Origin of the sequence: Alcaligenes faecalis, from assembly GCF_009497775.1 — a bacterium.
Lineage (GTDB): Bacteria > Pseudomonadota > Gammaproteobacteria > Burkholderiales > Burkholderiaceae_B > Alcaligenes > Alcaligenes faecalis_D.
Window position 1 is genome coordinate 2,710,757 of record NZ_CP031012.1, and the last position, 13,227, is coordinate 2,723,983.

General features: G+C 57.1%; 11 protein-coding genes. 3 read left to right on the top strand and 8 right to left on the bottom strand.

Features of this window, described 5'->3' with window-relative positions; translation table 11 throughout:
- Nucleotides 1-38: 38 nt before the first annotated feature.
- The gene (gene purB / locus DUD43_RS12625) at nt 39-1,415 is read right to left on the bottom strand and encodes an adenylosuccinate lyase (protein WP_153230564.1); all 1,377 of its coding nucleotides are present in this window, start codon (nt 1,413-1,415) and stop codon (nt 39-41) included.
- A gap of 235 nt (nt 1,416-1,650) precedes the next feature.
- Between purB and DUD43_RS12630 the strand changes: the two genes are divergently transcribed.
- Entirely contained in the window at nt 1,651-2,262 is a 612-nt protein-coding gene (locus DUD43_RS12630) for a glutathione S-transferase family protein (protein WP_153230565.1), read from the top strand.
- A 59-nt stretch (nt 2,263-2,321) separates the two neighbouring features.
- Here the strand turns inward: DUD43_RS12630 and DUD43_RS12635 are convergent, their stop codons facing one another.
- Nucleotides 2,322-3,167 carry a helix-turn-helix domain-containing protein gene (locus tag DUD43_RS12635; RefSeq protein WP_153230566.1) on the bottom strand — a complete coding sequence of 282 codons (846 nt, stop codon included), beginning with the start codon at nt 3,165-3,167 and terminating at the stop codon, nt 2,322-2,324.
- Nucleotides 3,168-3,250: 83 nt separating this feature from the next.
- Between DUD43_RS12635 and DUD43_RS12640 the strand changes: the two genes are divergently transcribed.
- Complete coding sequence (locus tag DUD43_RS12640; RefSeq protein WP_153230567.1) at nt 3,251-4,345, top strand: alpha/beta hydrolase; 1,095 nt, start codon at nt 3,251-3,253, stop codon at nt 4,343-4,345.
- Here the strand turns inward: DUD43_RS12640 and DUD43_RS12645 are convergent.
- The 6 genes from DUD43_RS12645 to DUD43_RS12670 all read right to left on the bottom strand — a co-directional run bounded on the left by DUD43_RS12645 (nt 4,332) and on the right by DUD43_RS12670 (nt 11,835).
- Nucleotides 4,332-5,144: a sulfite exporter TauE/SafE family protein gene (locus DUD43_RS12645; RefSeq protein ID WP_153230568.1), complete on the bottom strand. Its 813-nt coding sequence runs from the start codon at nt 5,142-5,144 to the stop codon at nt 4,332-4,334. The two genes, DUD43_RS12640 and DUD43_RS12645, sit on opposite strands and share 14 nt — an antisense overlap.
- 9 nt (nt 5,145-5,153) lie before the next feature.
- Nucleotides 5,154-6,269 (bottom strand): tRNA 2-thiouridine(34) synthase MnmA, encoded by a 1,116-nt coding sequence (gene mnmA / locus DUD43_RS12650; protein WP_153230569.1) that lies wholly within the window; start codon nt 6,267-6,269, stop codon nt 5,154-5,156.
- A gap of 218 nt (nt 6,270-6,487) precedes the next feature.
- Nucleotides 6,488-7,909, bottom strand: a complete 1,422-nt coding sequence (locus tag DUD43_RS12655; protein WP_153230570.1) for an FAD-binding oxidoreductase — start codon at nt 7,907-7,909, stop codon at nt 6,488-6,490.
- Nucleotides 7,910-7,935: 26 nt separating this feature from the next.
- Complete coding sequence (aroG, locus tag DUD43_RS12660; RefSeq protein WP_269465265.1) at nt 7,936-9,030, bottom strand: 3-deoxy-7-phosphoheptulonate synthase AroG; 1,095 nt, start codon at nt 9,028-9,030, stop codon at nt 7,936-7,938.
- A 485-nt stretch (nt 9,031-9,515) separates the two neighbouring features.
- Nucleotides 9,516-9,746, bottom strand: a complete 231-nt coding sequence (locus DUD43_RS12665; RefSeq protein ID WP_153230571.1) for a YbdD/YjiX family protein — start codon at nt 9,744-9,746, stop codon at nt 9,516-9,518.
- A 1-nt stretch (nt 9,747) separates the two neighbouring features.
- A complete protein-coding gene (locus DUD43_RS12670; protein WP_153230572.1) occupies nt 9,748-11,835 on the bottom strand; it encodes a carbon starvation CstA family protein in 2,088 nt (695 codons plus the stop codon).
- Between the two features lie 519 nt (nt 11,836-12,354).
- Between DUD43_RS12670 and ehuB the strand changes: the two genes are divergently transcribed.
- Nucleotides 12,355-13,221: an ectoine/hydroxyectoine ABC transporter substrate-binding protein EhuB gene (ehuB, locus tag DUD43_RS12675; RefSeq protein WP_153230573.1), complete on the top strand. Its 867-nt coding sequence runs from the start codon at nt 12,355-12,357 to the stop codon at nt 13,219-13,221.
- The last annotated feature ends 6 nt before the right edge of the window (nt 13,222-13,227 follow it).

Here is a 13,227-nt window from a genome sequence, read left to right on the forward strand (position 1 = left end):
CTGGCTGTGCCCTTGTGCAAGAGCACAGCCGTTTGGATTTAGATGGCCTGGGCCAACTTTACCGCCACACCCAGATAACTGCGTGGAGTTAGCTCAAGCAAATAGGTTTTAGCGTCTGCGGGCAGTTCCAGACCGCCAATAAACTCGCGCAAGGCTTCCTGAGTAATACCACGGCCACGTGTCAGCGCTTTGAGCTGCTCGTAAGGCTGAGGCAAACCGTAACGACGCATCACGGTTTGAACCGGCTCGGCCAGGATTTCCCAGCAGGCGTCGATGTCCGCATCCACGGCGGCGGCGTTCAGCTCCAGCTTGCCGATACCACGCAGGCAGGCGTCGTAAGCCACCACGCTGTAGCCCAGGGCCACGCCCAGGTTACGCAGCACGGTCGAATCGGTCAGGTCACGCTGCCAGCGGGAGATAGGCAGCTTTTCGGACAGGTGGCGCAGCATGGCGTTGGCCAGGCCCAGATTACCTTCCGAGTTTTCAAAGTCAATCGGGTTGACCTTGTGCGGCATGGTGGACGAACCGATCTCGCCTTCTTTCAGGCGCTGCTTGAAGTAACCCAGGGAGATGTAGCCCCAAACGTCACGGTTGAAGTCCAGCAGGATGGTGTTGGCGCGAGCAATCGCGTCAAACAGGGCAGCCATCCAGTCGTGTGGTTCGATCTGAATGGTGTAGACGTTTTGCGTCAGGCCCAGACCGCCCAGCACTTTCTTGCTGAACGCTGGCCAGTCAATTTCGGGGTAAGCCGAGAAGTGCGCATTGTAGTTACCGGTTGCACCGTTCAATTTAGCCAGAGGCTGAACAGCGGCGATGGCGGTAATGGCGTTTTGCAAGCGAGCGGCCACGTTGGCGAACTCTTTGCCCATGGTGCTGGGGCTGGCAGGCTGGCCGTGGGTGCGCGAGAGCAAAGGCTGCTCGGCATGCAGACGGGCCTGAGCCTTGATGGCATCGCACACTTCCTGCAACTGAGGCAGGATGACCTGCTCGCGAGCACGCGTCAGCATCAAGGCGTGCGAAGTGTTGTTGATGTCTTCAGAGGTGCAGGAGAAGTGGATGAACTCAGCCGCTGCAGACAGCTCGGCGTGGTCGGCCACTTTTTCTTTCAACCAGTATTCCACGGCTTTCACGTCGTGGTTGGTGGTGCGCTCGATGGCTTTGATGCGGGCGGCATCGTCTTCCGAGAAGTTCTGCACCAGGCTCTTGAGCACCTCGCGGGCTTCGGCAGAGAAAGTAGGCAGTTCAGGCAGACCCGCGTCGGACAGGCCGATCAACCAGGCCACTTCGACTTCTACGCGATGCCACATAAATGCGGCTTCGGACAACAGGCCACGCAGGGGGGCGGTACGGCTGCCATAACGCCCGTCCAATGGCGACAAGGCATTCAGAGTGCTCAGGGTATCGGCTATGTGCATCGTTCTACAGAAAAGAAGGGGGAATAAAGTCAGCCCGCATTCTAACATTGCGGGCTGACACCCGTATGCCGCGTGTTCAGCATGGGGGCAGAATGCGACGGCTGTTCGAGGCTTTGACGAATAAACCACAGTTTTTCAACATTGTTTCCAGCGACAGGGTCAGGCCCGACCTGCGGGGCGTTCGCCCATAGGTTCCTGCTATACTTTTTGAGCCTGCAACTTTTGATAGCTTTTTATGAAACTTCTAGCTTCCCTCACCAGCCCATACGCGCGCAAAGTGCGTGTTGTCATGGCGGAAAAAAAGCTCGACTACGAGCTGATTCTGGAGGATGTGTGGGCCGATGACAGCGATATTCTGAAACACAATCCACTGGGCAAAGTCCCCTGTCTGATTATGGATGATCAGGCAAACTTGTTTGACTCCCGCGTGATCGTCGAGTATCTGGATACCCTCTCGCCCGTCGGCCGCCTGATCCCCCAAGCCGGACGTGATCGCGCTGCAGTCAAATGCTGGGAAGCCATTGCCGATGGCTTGCTCGATGCCTGCGTTGCCATCGTGGTGGAAAAACGCCGCCCCGAAGCGCTGCGTCTGCCCGCCTGGATTGACCGCCAAAACAGCAAGATCACCGCCGCCCTGCAATCCATGAACAACACCTTGGGTGACCAGTCCTTTTGCATGGGCACCAGCTTCAGCCTGGCCGATATTGCCGTAGGCTGCGCACTGGGTTATCTGGATCTGCGCTTTCCTGAACTGGACTGGCGCTCGCAGTACGGCAATCTGCAACGCCTGGATGAAAAACTCCAAGCGCGCCCCTCGTTTGCCAGCACCTTACCGCCTACGCAGTGAGCGTTGCGCTAGCAAGCCAGGGCCCATTCTTTTGAATGGGTTTTTTTATGTCTGCTGACTCAGGACTCGCCCAGCAAACGGTACATCCAGAAGGCCTCATCGGACTTCATGCGCTGGGCGAACTGGGCCGGTGAAAAGCCGGAAATGCGTTTGACCTCTCTGCCAAAATGAGACTGGTCGCTATACCCGGCCTGCAGCGCCACATCGGACCAGACCGGATTTTCCTGCTGCCGCACCAGGGCAAACGCACGTTCTGCCCGCACATACAGCTGTAGCTCTCGCTGACTCTGCCCGGCCCAACGCTTGAATTGCCTTTGCATCTGGCGCAAGCCCGTGCCCGTGCGTGTTGCGGCCATCCTCATCCCCAAAGCCGTCAGCCAATGATGCAAGGTGGCAGCACCTTCTATCGCCAGGCTGCCATGAGCACAGCGATGGATTGCCGCCTCCAGCTGCTGAAATAAAGGACCATCTTCAGTCCCTACCCGCCCAAGTGCCTGACAACCGGCAGCGGACAAGACCTGATCCATAGGCAGTAGCTGGTCCAGAAAATCGCTGGCCTCTATTCCAAACACACGCTTCAAGGCATCGGGGTAGAGTCCAATCGAAATCGCATGGACAGGCCCCGGAGACCAGCTAATGGACGGTGTGCGCGAAGGCCCAGCGAACAGCATACTGGGAAGGGCCTCTGACAGGACCGAAGTCCCACCCTCCGCTGGCGTCTGCACCATGTGCAGCTGACCGTGGAAAACCCACGACAAAACCACCAGAGGCGAAGCCGGATAAAAATTCAAACGCTGCTCCGGCAGCAGGTCCAGACCACGGGTATCACGCTCCACACCCAGATGGATGATGGCCGCGGCTTGTCGGCTGGGGTGATGCAAACGGGCACAAGGCAAAGCAGACATGAGAGGTCGTTTCCGTTCTATCCGGCCCAGTCAAGGCGGGCCACACTGAAAGTCCTTTTATCCTACTTCAGCCCCGCCCTCTTATGCCCAAAACTATCTTGCAAGGATCCTGGTCTCATCGCTGCCGCAGCACCCTCGCCCTCTGGGCCACCACCCTGGACGTGTTGGCCCGCCGCGCCATCGCCAAACCCTTGGTGCGCGGCTGGTCTGTGCCATTTGAAATTGCCACCCTGTTTTATCGCAAGCAGTTCAACCACGCCTTCCGCTTGCCAAGCATGGCTGAAGGCCGCGCCTACTTCGATAGTTTGTACACGATTGCAGAACCGGACTTGCCCGTCCAGGTCCACGCCAGTACGCCCCAAGAACCACGTGGCGACTGGTTTATTCCAGACCGCCCGAACAGCTCCAAAACCCTCTTGTACTTTCATGGCGGCGGCTATGCTTTCTACCCTGCCGTGTCGCGACACTTCATTCGCCTGCTGGCCCACAAGCTGCAAACCGCCATCTTCGCCGTGGACTACCGCCTGACCCCGGAACATCCCCACCCGGCCCAACAGGACGATGCGTCAGACGCCTACCGCTATCTGCTCAAGCGTGGCATCCCCGCCCAGGATATTGTCCTGGCAGGCGACTCGGCAGGCGGACATCTGGTATTGATGACTCTGGTCAGTCTGCGCCAGGCCGGACTGCCCCAACCTGCCCTGGCCTTGGCACTGAGTCCCTGGACAGATATAGGCCGACGCGGTGCCAGCCAGTTTGGCTATGATCGCTACGATATGGTGCAGGGTTATCAAACCCTGCAATACGGCCAATGGCTGAAAGGAAATGGCCTCTGGAGTGACGAGCAGCTCTCTCCCATTGCCCAGGATCTGCGCCATCTGGCCCCCATCTACATTCAGGCGGGCGGCAAGGAAATTCTGGTCGACATGATTCGCGATTTTGCCGCCGAAGCGCACAAGCAGGGAGCCAATATACGGCTGGATGTATGGCCGGACATGACGCACGAGTTCCATGCCTACGGCAGTACCCTGCCCCAAAGCGAACAGGCGATTGCCGCGCTACGGACAGCGATTAAATGGACTAAAGGGGGAGTGTTTGAGTCGGCCGACGAAACCGAATTGAATGGGCTGGACTCTGCCTTTGGCAAAGCCCAGCCTGAAGACATCAAGCCTGTGTGATGGCCTGCGTAATCATGTAGATTGCCAGCACAGTCAGCATGCCAGCGAAGATGCGCTTGAGCGTCATCTGGTCGATCTTGTGGGCCAGACTGGCGCCCAAGGGAGCGGTACAAATACTGGTGGCCGAGACAATCAACAAGGCAGGCCAGTAAATAAAACCAATCATGCCGGGATGACCGCCCAGGCTCGCCTGACCGGACCAGATATAGCCCACGCTATTGGCCAAGGCAATGAAAAAGCCCAGGGCAGCCGAGGTAGCCACAGCCTGTCGCACAGGCACATTGCCGCGCAGCATGAAGGGAACGGACAAGAAGGCCCCACCCGCACCCAGCAAACCGGAGATGAAACCGATCAAGGCACCCATGGCGGCAATCCACAAGGGAGCAGGCAAGGAGCGGCCTTGTACCGGGGTCGACTTGCGTGCCATTTTGGAGGCCGAGTACAAGACGAACACACCAAACACAATCGCCAGCGCCGTGCTGTTGATCATGGCAAAAATCGCACCGCCCGACAGCAGCCCGCCCACGATCAAACCGGGCACCATCACCTTGACCACATCCCAACGAATGGCGCCATGTTTATGGTGAGCCCGCACGCTGGACAAGGAAGTGAACAGAATCGTGGCCATGGCCGTGGCAATGGAAGCATGCACGGCCAGCTCCTGCGGCACACCAAACAGCGGCAACAGGAAGGTCAGGAATGGCACCAGAATCATGCCCCCGCCAATTCCCAGCAGCCCTGCAGCCAAACCTATACCGGCACCCAGCACCAGCAAACTGATGACAAGAATGGGATCCATACCCGCCTCTTATTGAATAATGCCGCCGCCCAGGCAGCGGTCACCGTCATACAAGACCACGGATTGGCCCGGTGTTACGGCCCATTGGGGCTGATCAAAATGCAGAGACAGGCTGTCACCTTCGGCAGCCAGGACCGTGCAGGCCGCATCGGCCTGACGATAGCGGGTCTTGGCATGAATCGGGCCCAGCGCGGGCGGATGGCCTGCTACCCAACTGGTCTGCTCGGCCTTCAATTCGGACTGCAACAACCAGGGGTGATCATGCCCTTGCACCACATACAACGTGTTCGTGGCCAGATCCTTACGGGCGGCATACCAGGCGTCGGCAGTACCGTCTTCGCGCTGCTTGCCCTTGACGCCCCCAATGCCCAAGCCCTTGCGCTGACCATAGGTGTGGAAAGCCAGGCCCACGTGCTGACCCAGCACCTGCCCTTCCGGTGTCTTGATAGGACCGGGTTGAGTGGGCAGATAGCGATTCAGGAACTCGCGGAAAGGACGCTCGCCAATAAAGCAAATGCCGGTCGAATCCTTTTTAGCCGCATTGGGCAGCTTCAGTTCCTCGGCAATACGGCGCACTTCCTGCTTGTTGATCTCACCCAAAGGGAACAAGGTGCGCGACAGCTGCGCCTGGTTCAGGCGATGCAGAAAATAGCTTTGGTCCTTGGACGCATCCAGACCTTTCAGCAGTTGATAGTCTGTGCCGCCCCCAGCCATAGGCACGCCACGCACACGGGCGTAATGGCCGGTGGCAATCCAGTCGGCACCCAAGGTCATGGCATGGTCCAGAAAGGCCTTGAACTTGATTTCCGCATTGCACAGAACATCGGGATTCGGGGTGCGGCCTGCCGAGTATTCCCGCAAGAACTCCGCAAACACGCGGTCCTTGTATTCCGCAGCGAAGTTGACCGCCTCGATCTCGACCCCGACCAGATCGGCCACGCTGGCCGCATCCAGCCAATCCTGGCGTGAGGAGCAGAATTCGGAGTCATCGTCGTCTTCCCAGTTCTTCATGAACAGGCCCACGACTTCATAGCCTTGCTCTTTAAGCAGCCAGGCCGAGACAGAGGAGTCCACGCCGCCGGACATTCCGATAACGACGCGACCTTTTTTGGTGGAAATAGTCATTGCAGTGATGATGAGAGGTGCCGCAGCAAGCAAACCTGCGGTCTGGCGCGTGCACCTGACTAACTAAAAAAGGCATTGTACGCCTGCCCTGACGCATGTACAGGCAGACACTGCCCACGGCTGGGGTTTATGGAAAACTGTGCTGCCCAGGACACAAATAAAAAGCCCGAACACACGGTCCGGGCTTTCAGGGCGACTCAAGTGTGACTCAAGCGCGATCAGTCCAGAGGACGCGGGGGCAACATCTTGCCGGGGTTCATGATGTTGTGAGGATCCAGCGCCTGCTTGATGCTGCTCATCACATCCAGTGCATCCTGACCGTGCTCGGCCAGCATGAACTCCATCTTGTGCAAGCCCACACCGTGCTCGCCAGTACACGTACCCTGCATGGCAATGGCTCGCTCTACCAGACGATGGTTCAGGCGCTCGGACTCGTCCCACTCTTCCTGGCTATCGGCATCCAGCAGCATCAGGACGTGGAAGTTACCATCGCCCACGTGGCCCACGATGGTGTACGGGAACGGGGCCTGATCCATATCGGCCGCGGTTTCCGCCACACACTCTGCCAAAGCGGAGATAGGCACACAAACGTCCGTGGTGCTGGAACGACAGCCGGGACGCAGTTGCAAACCGGCAAAATAGGCATTGTGTCGGGCCGTCCACAGGCGGGAACGATCCTCGGCCTTGTCAGCCCACTCAAAGTCCATGCCGCCGTTTTCACGGGTAATTTCCTGAACCACCTGAGCCTGTTCCTGCACACCGCTGGGGCTGCCGTGGAATTCAAACAGCAACAGAGGCGATTCTTTCAGGCTCAACTTGCTGTAGGCATTGGTGGCACGTACAGCGGCGGTGTCCATGAATTCGACACGCGCAATCGGGATACCCATTTGAATGACCTCGATCACGCTTTGCACGGCAGAGCGCAGATCGGGGAAATTACAGATGGCGGCGGAAATAGCTTCGGGCTGAGGGTACAGACGTACCGTCACTTCAGTGATGATGCCCAGCGTACCTTCACTACCGATGAACAGACGGGTCAGGTCGTAACCGGCCGAGGATTTCTTGGCGCGGTTGGCTGTATTGATAATGCGACCATCGGCGGTCACAACCTTCAGCGTCAGAACGTTTTCACGCATGGTGCCGTAACGCACGGCATTGGTACCCGACGCACGGGTAGCGGCCATACCGCCCAAGCTGGCATCCGCACCGGGGTCGATGGGGAAGAACAAACCCGTGTCACGGATATGCTCGTTCAAGGCCATGCGCGTCACGCCAGCTTGCACCGTAGCGGTGAAGTCCTCGGCGTTGATGGCCACGATCTCGTCCATGCCGGACAAGTCCAGGCTGACGCCACCTTGAATTGCCAGAAAATGCCCTTCCAGCGAGGAACCAGCCCCGTAAGGAATCAGGGGCACATGGTGCTCATGACAATGACGTGCCACCCAGGCTACTTCTTCTGCGCTGCGAGCAAAAACAACCACATCAGGCAGCATGGGTGGATACGGCGATTCATCCCGTCCATGGTGTTCACGCACGGCGTGAGAAAGCGAGCAACGCTCTTGGAACTGAGCCTGCAAGGCTTCTACAAAACCTTCAGGTAAAGGGCGCCGCGCTAGGTCGGCATGACCGGGAGCATTCATGAGCATTCCAAAAAGGCAAAACCCTATTATGAGTGGCTAAGTGCCCCCTCTTCAAGAGCGACTCGCGCCTGACGACGCTGACGCACCGCTTCGGCCAGTTTTTCCAGAACCACCACGGTGTCATCCCAATCGATGCAACCGTCGGTAATGCTTTGGCCGTAGGTCAAAGGCTTGCCTTCCACCACGTCCTGACGACCGCCTACCAGATGGCTTTCAATCATCACGCCGCAAATACGCATATCGCCACCAGAGATCTGACCAGCCACATCGGCCAGCACTTCTGGCTGACGGCGGTAGTCTTTATTGCTGTTGGCGTGGCTGGCATCGACCATCACACGCGGCACCATACCGGCCTTGATCATGGCCTGGCTGGTTGCCTCGACGTTTTCAGCGTCGTAGTTAGGCGTCTTGCCGCCGCGCAGAATCACGTGGCAATCGTTATTGCCCACGGTGGACACAATGGCGGAGTGACCACCCTTGGTGACCGACAGGAAATGGTGTGGCTGGGAAGCGGCCTTGATCGCGTCCAGAGCAATGCGGATATTGCCGTCTGTGCCGTTCTTGAAGCCCACCGGACACGACAATCCGGAGGACAGCTCGCGGTGAACCTGGCTTTCAGTCGTACGCGCACCAATGGCGCCCCAGGAAACCAGATCAGCAATGTACTGGGGAGTAATCATGTCCAGGAACTCGCAGCCAGCAGGCAAATCCAGCTGGTTGACGGCCAGCAGCAATTCACGTGCGGTACGCAAACCCTGATTGATGTTGAAGCTGCCATCCATGAAGGGGTCGTTGATCAGCCCTTTCCAGCCCACTGTGGTACGTGGTTTTTCGAAGTACACGCGCATCACGATTTCCAGCTCGGGCGCAAAGCGCTTGCGCTCGACCGTCAGACGGCGGGCGTAGTCCATTGCGGCTTCAGTATCGTGAATGGAACAAGGGCCCACCACGACCACCAGACGATCATCCCGTTCGTGAAGGATCTTGTGAATGCTGCGGCGTGCCTTGTGAACCGTCGTCGATACAGCAGAGGTACACGGGAACTCGCGCATCACATGGGATGGGGGAGACAGCTCCTTAATTTCACGAATCCGTAAATCATCAGTATTGTGCGACACGATTGAACTCCAGTTGGTTTGCCAGGTCCGGGGGCAAACGAAAAAAAAGCCGCCCGGTCTATGCTGGCGGCTTATTTCAGGATTTAGGTCTTACTTGTGTTTGGTGCAACCCGTCCTTTCCTCCACCAGCGGCATCGGAAAAGCATAAAAATAAAAGAAGAAAACGGGGGTTGCGAAAGTCATGGGAAAAATCCTAACACAGTTCCTGACGCGCCGCCAACAAAACCAGCAAGATTCATCCACAAAAACGCAGAACAACAAAATATTTATACCAACAAGGCCCTAAAAAATACCACTAAACGAAATTATCATTTCGTTTAGCGTTTTTTATCGGCCCTTTTGTTTCGTGTTATCGCGAAAAACCACGATAAATCGTTTAGATGACTTGTTTGTCTTATTTTTACATCTGCATACAAACCTGATGACAAGCTGCCCGGCACAAACGCAAAAGGGCCAGAACACTGGGTTTTGGCCCTTAGCCGCCTAATTTAGCAGCAGGCTATACGCCCTTTGCCGCCATACCGGGCTTGCTGTCGTTCCCGGAAAAACTCGGCGTACTCCATCGGTTTCTGATCGGGGTGATTGACCCGCATATGCGTCAGATAAGTTTCGTAGTCAGGCACGCCCACCATCAGGCGCAAGGTTGTGGCCAGATAACGCCCGGTGCCCCGCCCTGCCTGGGCACTGCGCGAGATGGCTCCCGTCAATAATCCTTTCATATCAAACTCCTGCTGCCGCTTGAGCCGGCAATGGCTCGTACGGAGTTTCGGCAGAATGCGGCTCCGTGCTGCGACGTGCTTTCAGCACGCAACGGATGCCAAAGAACACCATGCTCAAGACCACGAAGATGAACAGACCGCACAAGGTAGAGTTCACGTAATCGTTGAAAATAACCTGCTGCATCTGCTCCAGGGATTTGGCCGGTGCCATAACGGTTTGTTCCGCCAGACCTTTCTGATACACCTTGGCGTGGGCCAAGAAGCCGATCTTGGGATCGGGGTGGAACATTTTCTGGAAGCCGGCAAACAGCGTGCAAATCAACAGCCAGATAGTGGGAACGACCGTTACCCATGCGTAACGGTCTTTCTTCATCTTGAAGAGCACCACCGTACCCAGCACCAGCGCCACCGCTGCCAGCATCTGGTTGGCGATACCAAACAAAGGCCACAAGGTGTTGATACCACCCAGCGGATCGACCACACCCTGATACAGGAAGTAGCCCCACGCCGCCACGCACAAGGAAGTGGCAATCAGGTTGGCAACCAGGGACTCCGTGCGCCGCAAGCCCGGCACAAAGGTGCCCATCAAGTCTTGCAGCATGAAGCGACCCGCACGAGTACCAGCGTCCACTGCCGTCAGAATGAACAGGGCTTCAAACAGAATGGCGAAGTGATACCAGAAGCTCATCATCGCAGGCCCGCCGATGACGTTGTGCAGGATGAAGGCCATGCCCACAGCCAGGGTTGGAGCACCACCGGCACGAGAAATAATGCTGTTTTCACCCACGTTGCTGGCCATTTCAGTCAGGTCAGCAGGGGTAATCAGAAAGCCCCAGCTGGACACCACTTGCGCAGCCTGTTCAGGCGTGGTGCCAATCAAGGCTGCCGGGCTGTTCATGGCGTAGTAAATACCGGGTTCGATCACGCAAGCGGCGACCAACGCCATGATGGCCACAAAGGATTCCATCAGCATGCCACCGTAACCGATGTAGCGCGCCTGGGTTTCATTTTCGATCATCTTGGGCGTGGTGCCCGAGGAAATCAAAGCGTGGAAACCGGACACGGCACCGCAAGCAATGGTAATGAACAGGAAGGGGAACAAACTGCCGGACCAGACTGGGCCAGTGCCATCAATAAACTTGGTGGTAGCCGGCATTTTCAGCTCGGGTGCCACGATCACAATCCCGATAGCCAGACCCACAATGGTGCCGATTTTCAGGAAGGTGGACAGATAATCACGCGGAGCCAGCAGCAACCACACGGGCAGCACGGCGGCAATAAAGCCGTAAATAATCAGCGCCCAGGTCAGCTCTTCGCCATTCAGGGTGAAGAATGGCCCCCAGGTTGGGTGCGCGGCCACATCCTGGCCATAGACAATGGCGGCCAGCAGGAAGATCAGCCCGATCACCGAGACCTCGCCAATACGGCCCGGCCTCAGGAAGCGCAGATAAATCCCCATGAAAATGGCCAGCGGAATCGTTGCCGCCACCGTAAAGGTGCCCCATGGCGAGTTGATCAGGGCCTTGACCACAATCAGCGCCAGCACAGCCAGGATGATGACCATGATCATGAAGGCGCCAAACAGCGCAATCACACCGGGCACCGTGCCCAGCTCGGACTTGATCAGATCCCCCAGCGAGCGCCCGTCGCGGCGCATGGAGATGAACAGAACCGTGAAGTCCTGCACCGCCCCCGCAAACACCACACCGGCCAGAATCCAGAGCATGCCGGGCAGATAGCCCATCTGCGCAGCCAGCACCGGCCCGACCAGAGGACCTGCCCCTGCAATAGCGGCAAAATGGTGCCCGAAGAGCACGTGTTTATTGGTCGGTACGTAATCCAGACCATCGTTATGACGCCAGGCAGGCGTCATGCGGGTGGCGTCCAGCTCAAAGACCTTACGAGCAATGAAACGACTGTAATAACGATAGGCAATTAAATAGACGCAGACTGCGGCGACTACGATCCATAGAGCATTGATGCTCTCCCCCCGGCTTAGTGCCACCGTTCCCAGGGCAAAGGCCCCCAGCACTGCAACCAGCACCCAAATCAAATGCTGTTTTATAAAACCGCCCTCTTCTCTGCTCATAGAGCCTCCACGATTTTGCATTAAGTAAGCCTGTCACCAACTTTTTCCTCTGGCAGCACTTCTGATCTGAAGAAGTCGCCAGCTGCCGGTACAAGAGGCGCCATACCGCGTGGGGCAGGCGTTCTTGCAGGGTCGGCACAGTCGCTTGGTACTGTGCGTTCCCGAACCGGCAGGGTTTGAAAGCGCGCCAAAGCGCACTTTCCAAAAGGGTGTCGGCACGCCCGCAGGCGCACCAAACTCATTCATGAATCAATCTGGGGTAGGCATAAGCCAGGCGCTTTTGAGAGGACAAGCGCTCTTTAATCCTTGGGAGCATAGTGAAAACGCGTACTCAAAACACCGCGCATTTTCCCTAAGCCCTATCACTTTCCTTATATAGAAATGCTAAGCAGGCCCTTTGCTCGATAGCTTCTATGCATTTAATTTGAGTACGAATGATTTTATACGCTATGATTTCCCTGCAAATCTTTCGTAAAACAAATCATTCATAACGAAATGGTATAGGCAAAAAAAGGACTCATGATGAAATTACAATCCAAGCCCCTCTGCGCGTTGGCCTTTGCCCTGCTGGGTACCATGGCTGCCGCCTCCAGCGCCCACGCGGTCACGCTAGAACAAGTCAAAGAGCGCGGCGTGATTCGCGTCGCCGTTGCTAATGAAATTCCGTACGGATTCATGGACATGTCCGGCAAAGCCCAAGGCGCTGGCCCCGAAGTGGCCCAGGCCATCATGGAGCGCCTGGGTGTCAAAGAGATCAAATGGGAAACTGCCAACTTCGGCTCCCTGATCCCCGGCCTGCAAGCCAAACGCTTTGATATGGTGGCCGCCGAAATGGCCATCCTGCCGCAACGTTGCAATACCGTGCTGTTCTCCGAGCCCAACAGCTCCTACGGCGAAGGCCTGCTGGTGGCCAAAGGCAACCCCAAGAACATTCACTCCTACGAAGACTTCGCCAAGACCGATCACAAGATCGCCATCATGGCGGGTGCCGATCAGCTGGAAATGATGCAGGCTCTGGGCGTGCCCGATGATCGCATGATCACCATTTCCAACAATGCCGATGCCATCTCCACCGTGGCAACAGGCCGTGCCGACGCCTATGCCGCAACCGGCCAGACCGCCAGCGACCTGGCCTCCAAAGGGGGCGGCAAAGTGGAGCTGGCCGCCGAGTTCAAGGACCCCATCATTGATGGCAACCCGGTTCGTAGCTGGGGCGGTTTTGCCTTTGCCAAGGAGTCCGAGGACCTGCGCAACGCGGTGAACAAGGAACTGGCCGAATTCAAGAAAACCGATGAATGGAAAGCCATCCTGAGCAAGCACGGCTTTACCGAAGAAGACGCCACGCACTCGTTTGAGAAATCCACGGAACAGCTGTGTAAAGCCTGATCCTTC

What these genes read in the sequence shown, in the direction of transcription:
- purB (WP_153230564.1), bottom strand. Translation starts at nt 1,415, where the DNA reads ATGCACATAGCCGATACCCTGAGCACTCTGAATGCCTTGTCGCCATTG.
- DUD43_RS12630 (WP_153230565.1), top strand. Translation starts at nt 1,651, where the DNA reads ATGAAACTTCTAGCTTCCCTCACCAGCCCATACGCGCGCAAAGTGCGT.
- DUD43_RS12635 (WP_153230566.1), bottom strand. Translation starts at nt 3,167, where the DNA reads ATGTCTGCTTTGCCTTGTGCCCGTTTGCATCACCCCAGCCGACAAGCC.
- DUD43_RS12640 (WP_153230567.1), top strand. Translation starts at nt 3,251, where the DNA reads ATGCCCAAAACTATCTTGCAAGGATCCTGGTCTCATCGCTGCCGCAGC.
- DUD43_RS12645 (WP_153230568.1), bottom strand. Translation starts at nt 5,144, where the DNA reads ATGGATCCCATTCTTGTCATCAGTTTGCTGGTGCTGGGTGCCGGTATA.
- mnmA (WP_153230569.1), bottom strand. Translation starts at nt 6,269, where the DNA reads ATGACTATTTCCACCAAAAAAGGTCGCGTCGTTATCGGAATGTCCGGC.
- DUD43_RS12655 (WP_153230570.1), bottom strand. Translation starts at nt 7,909, where the DNA reads ATGAATGCTCCCGGTCATGCCGACCTAGCGCGGCGCCCTTTACCTGAA.
- DUD43_RS12665 (WP_153230571.1), bottom strand. Translation starts at nt 9,746, where the DNA reads ATGAAAGGATTATTGACGGGAGCCATCTCGCGCAGTGCCCAGGCAGGG.
- DUD43_RS12670 (WP_153230572.1), bottom strand. Translation starts at nt 11,835, where the DNA reads ATGAGCAGAGAAGAGGGCGGTTTTATAAAACAGCATTTGATTTGGGTG.
- ehuB (WP_153230573.1), top strand. Translation starts at nt 12,355, where the DNA reads ATGATGAAATTACAATCCAAGCCCCTCTGCGCGTTGGCCTTTGCCCTG.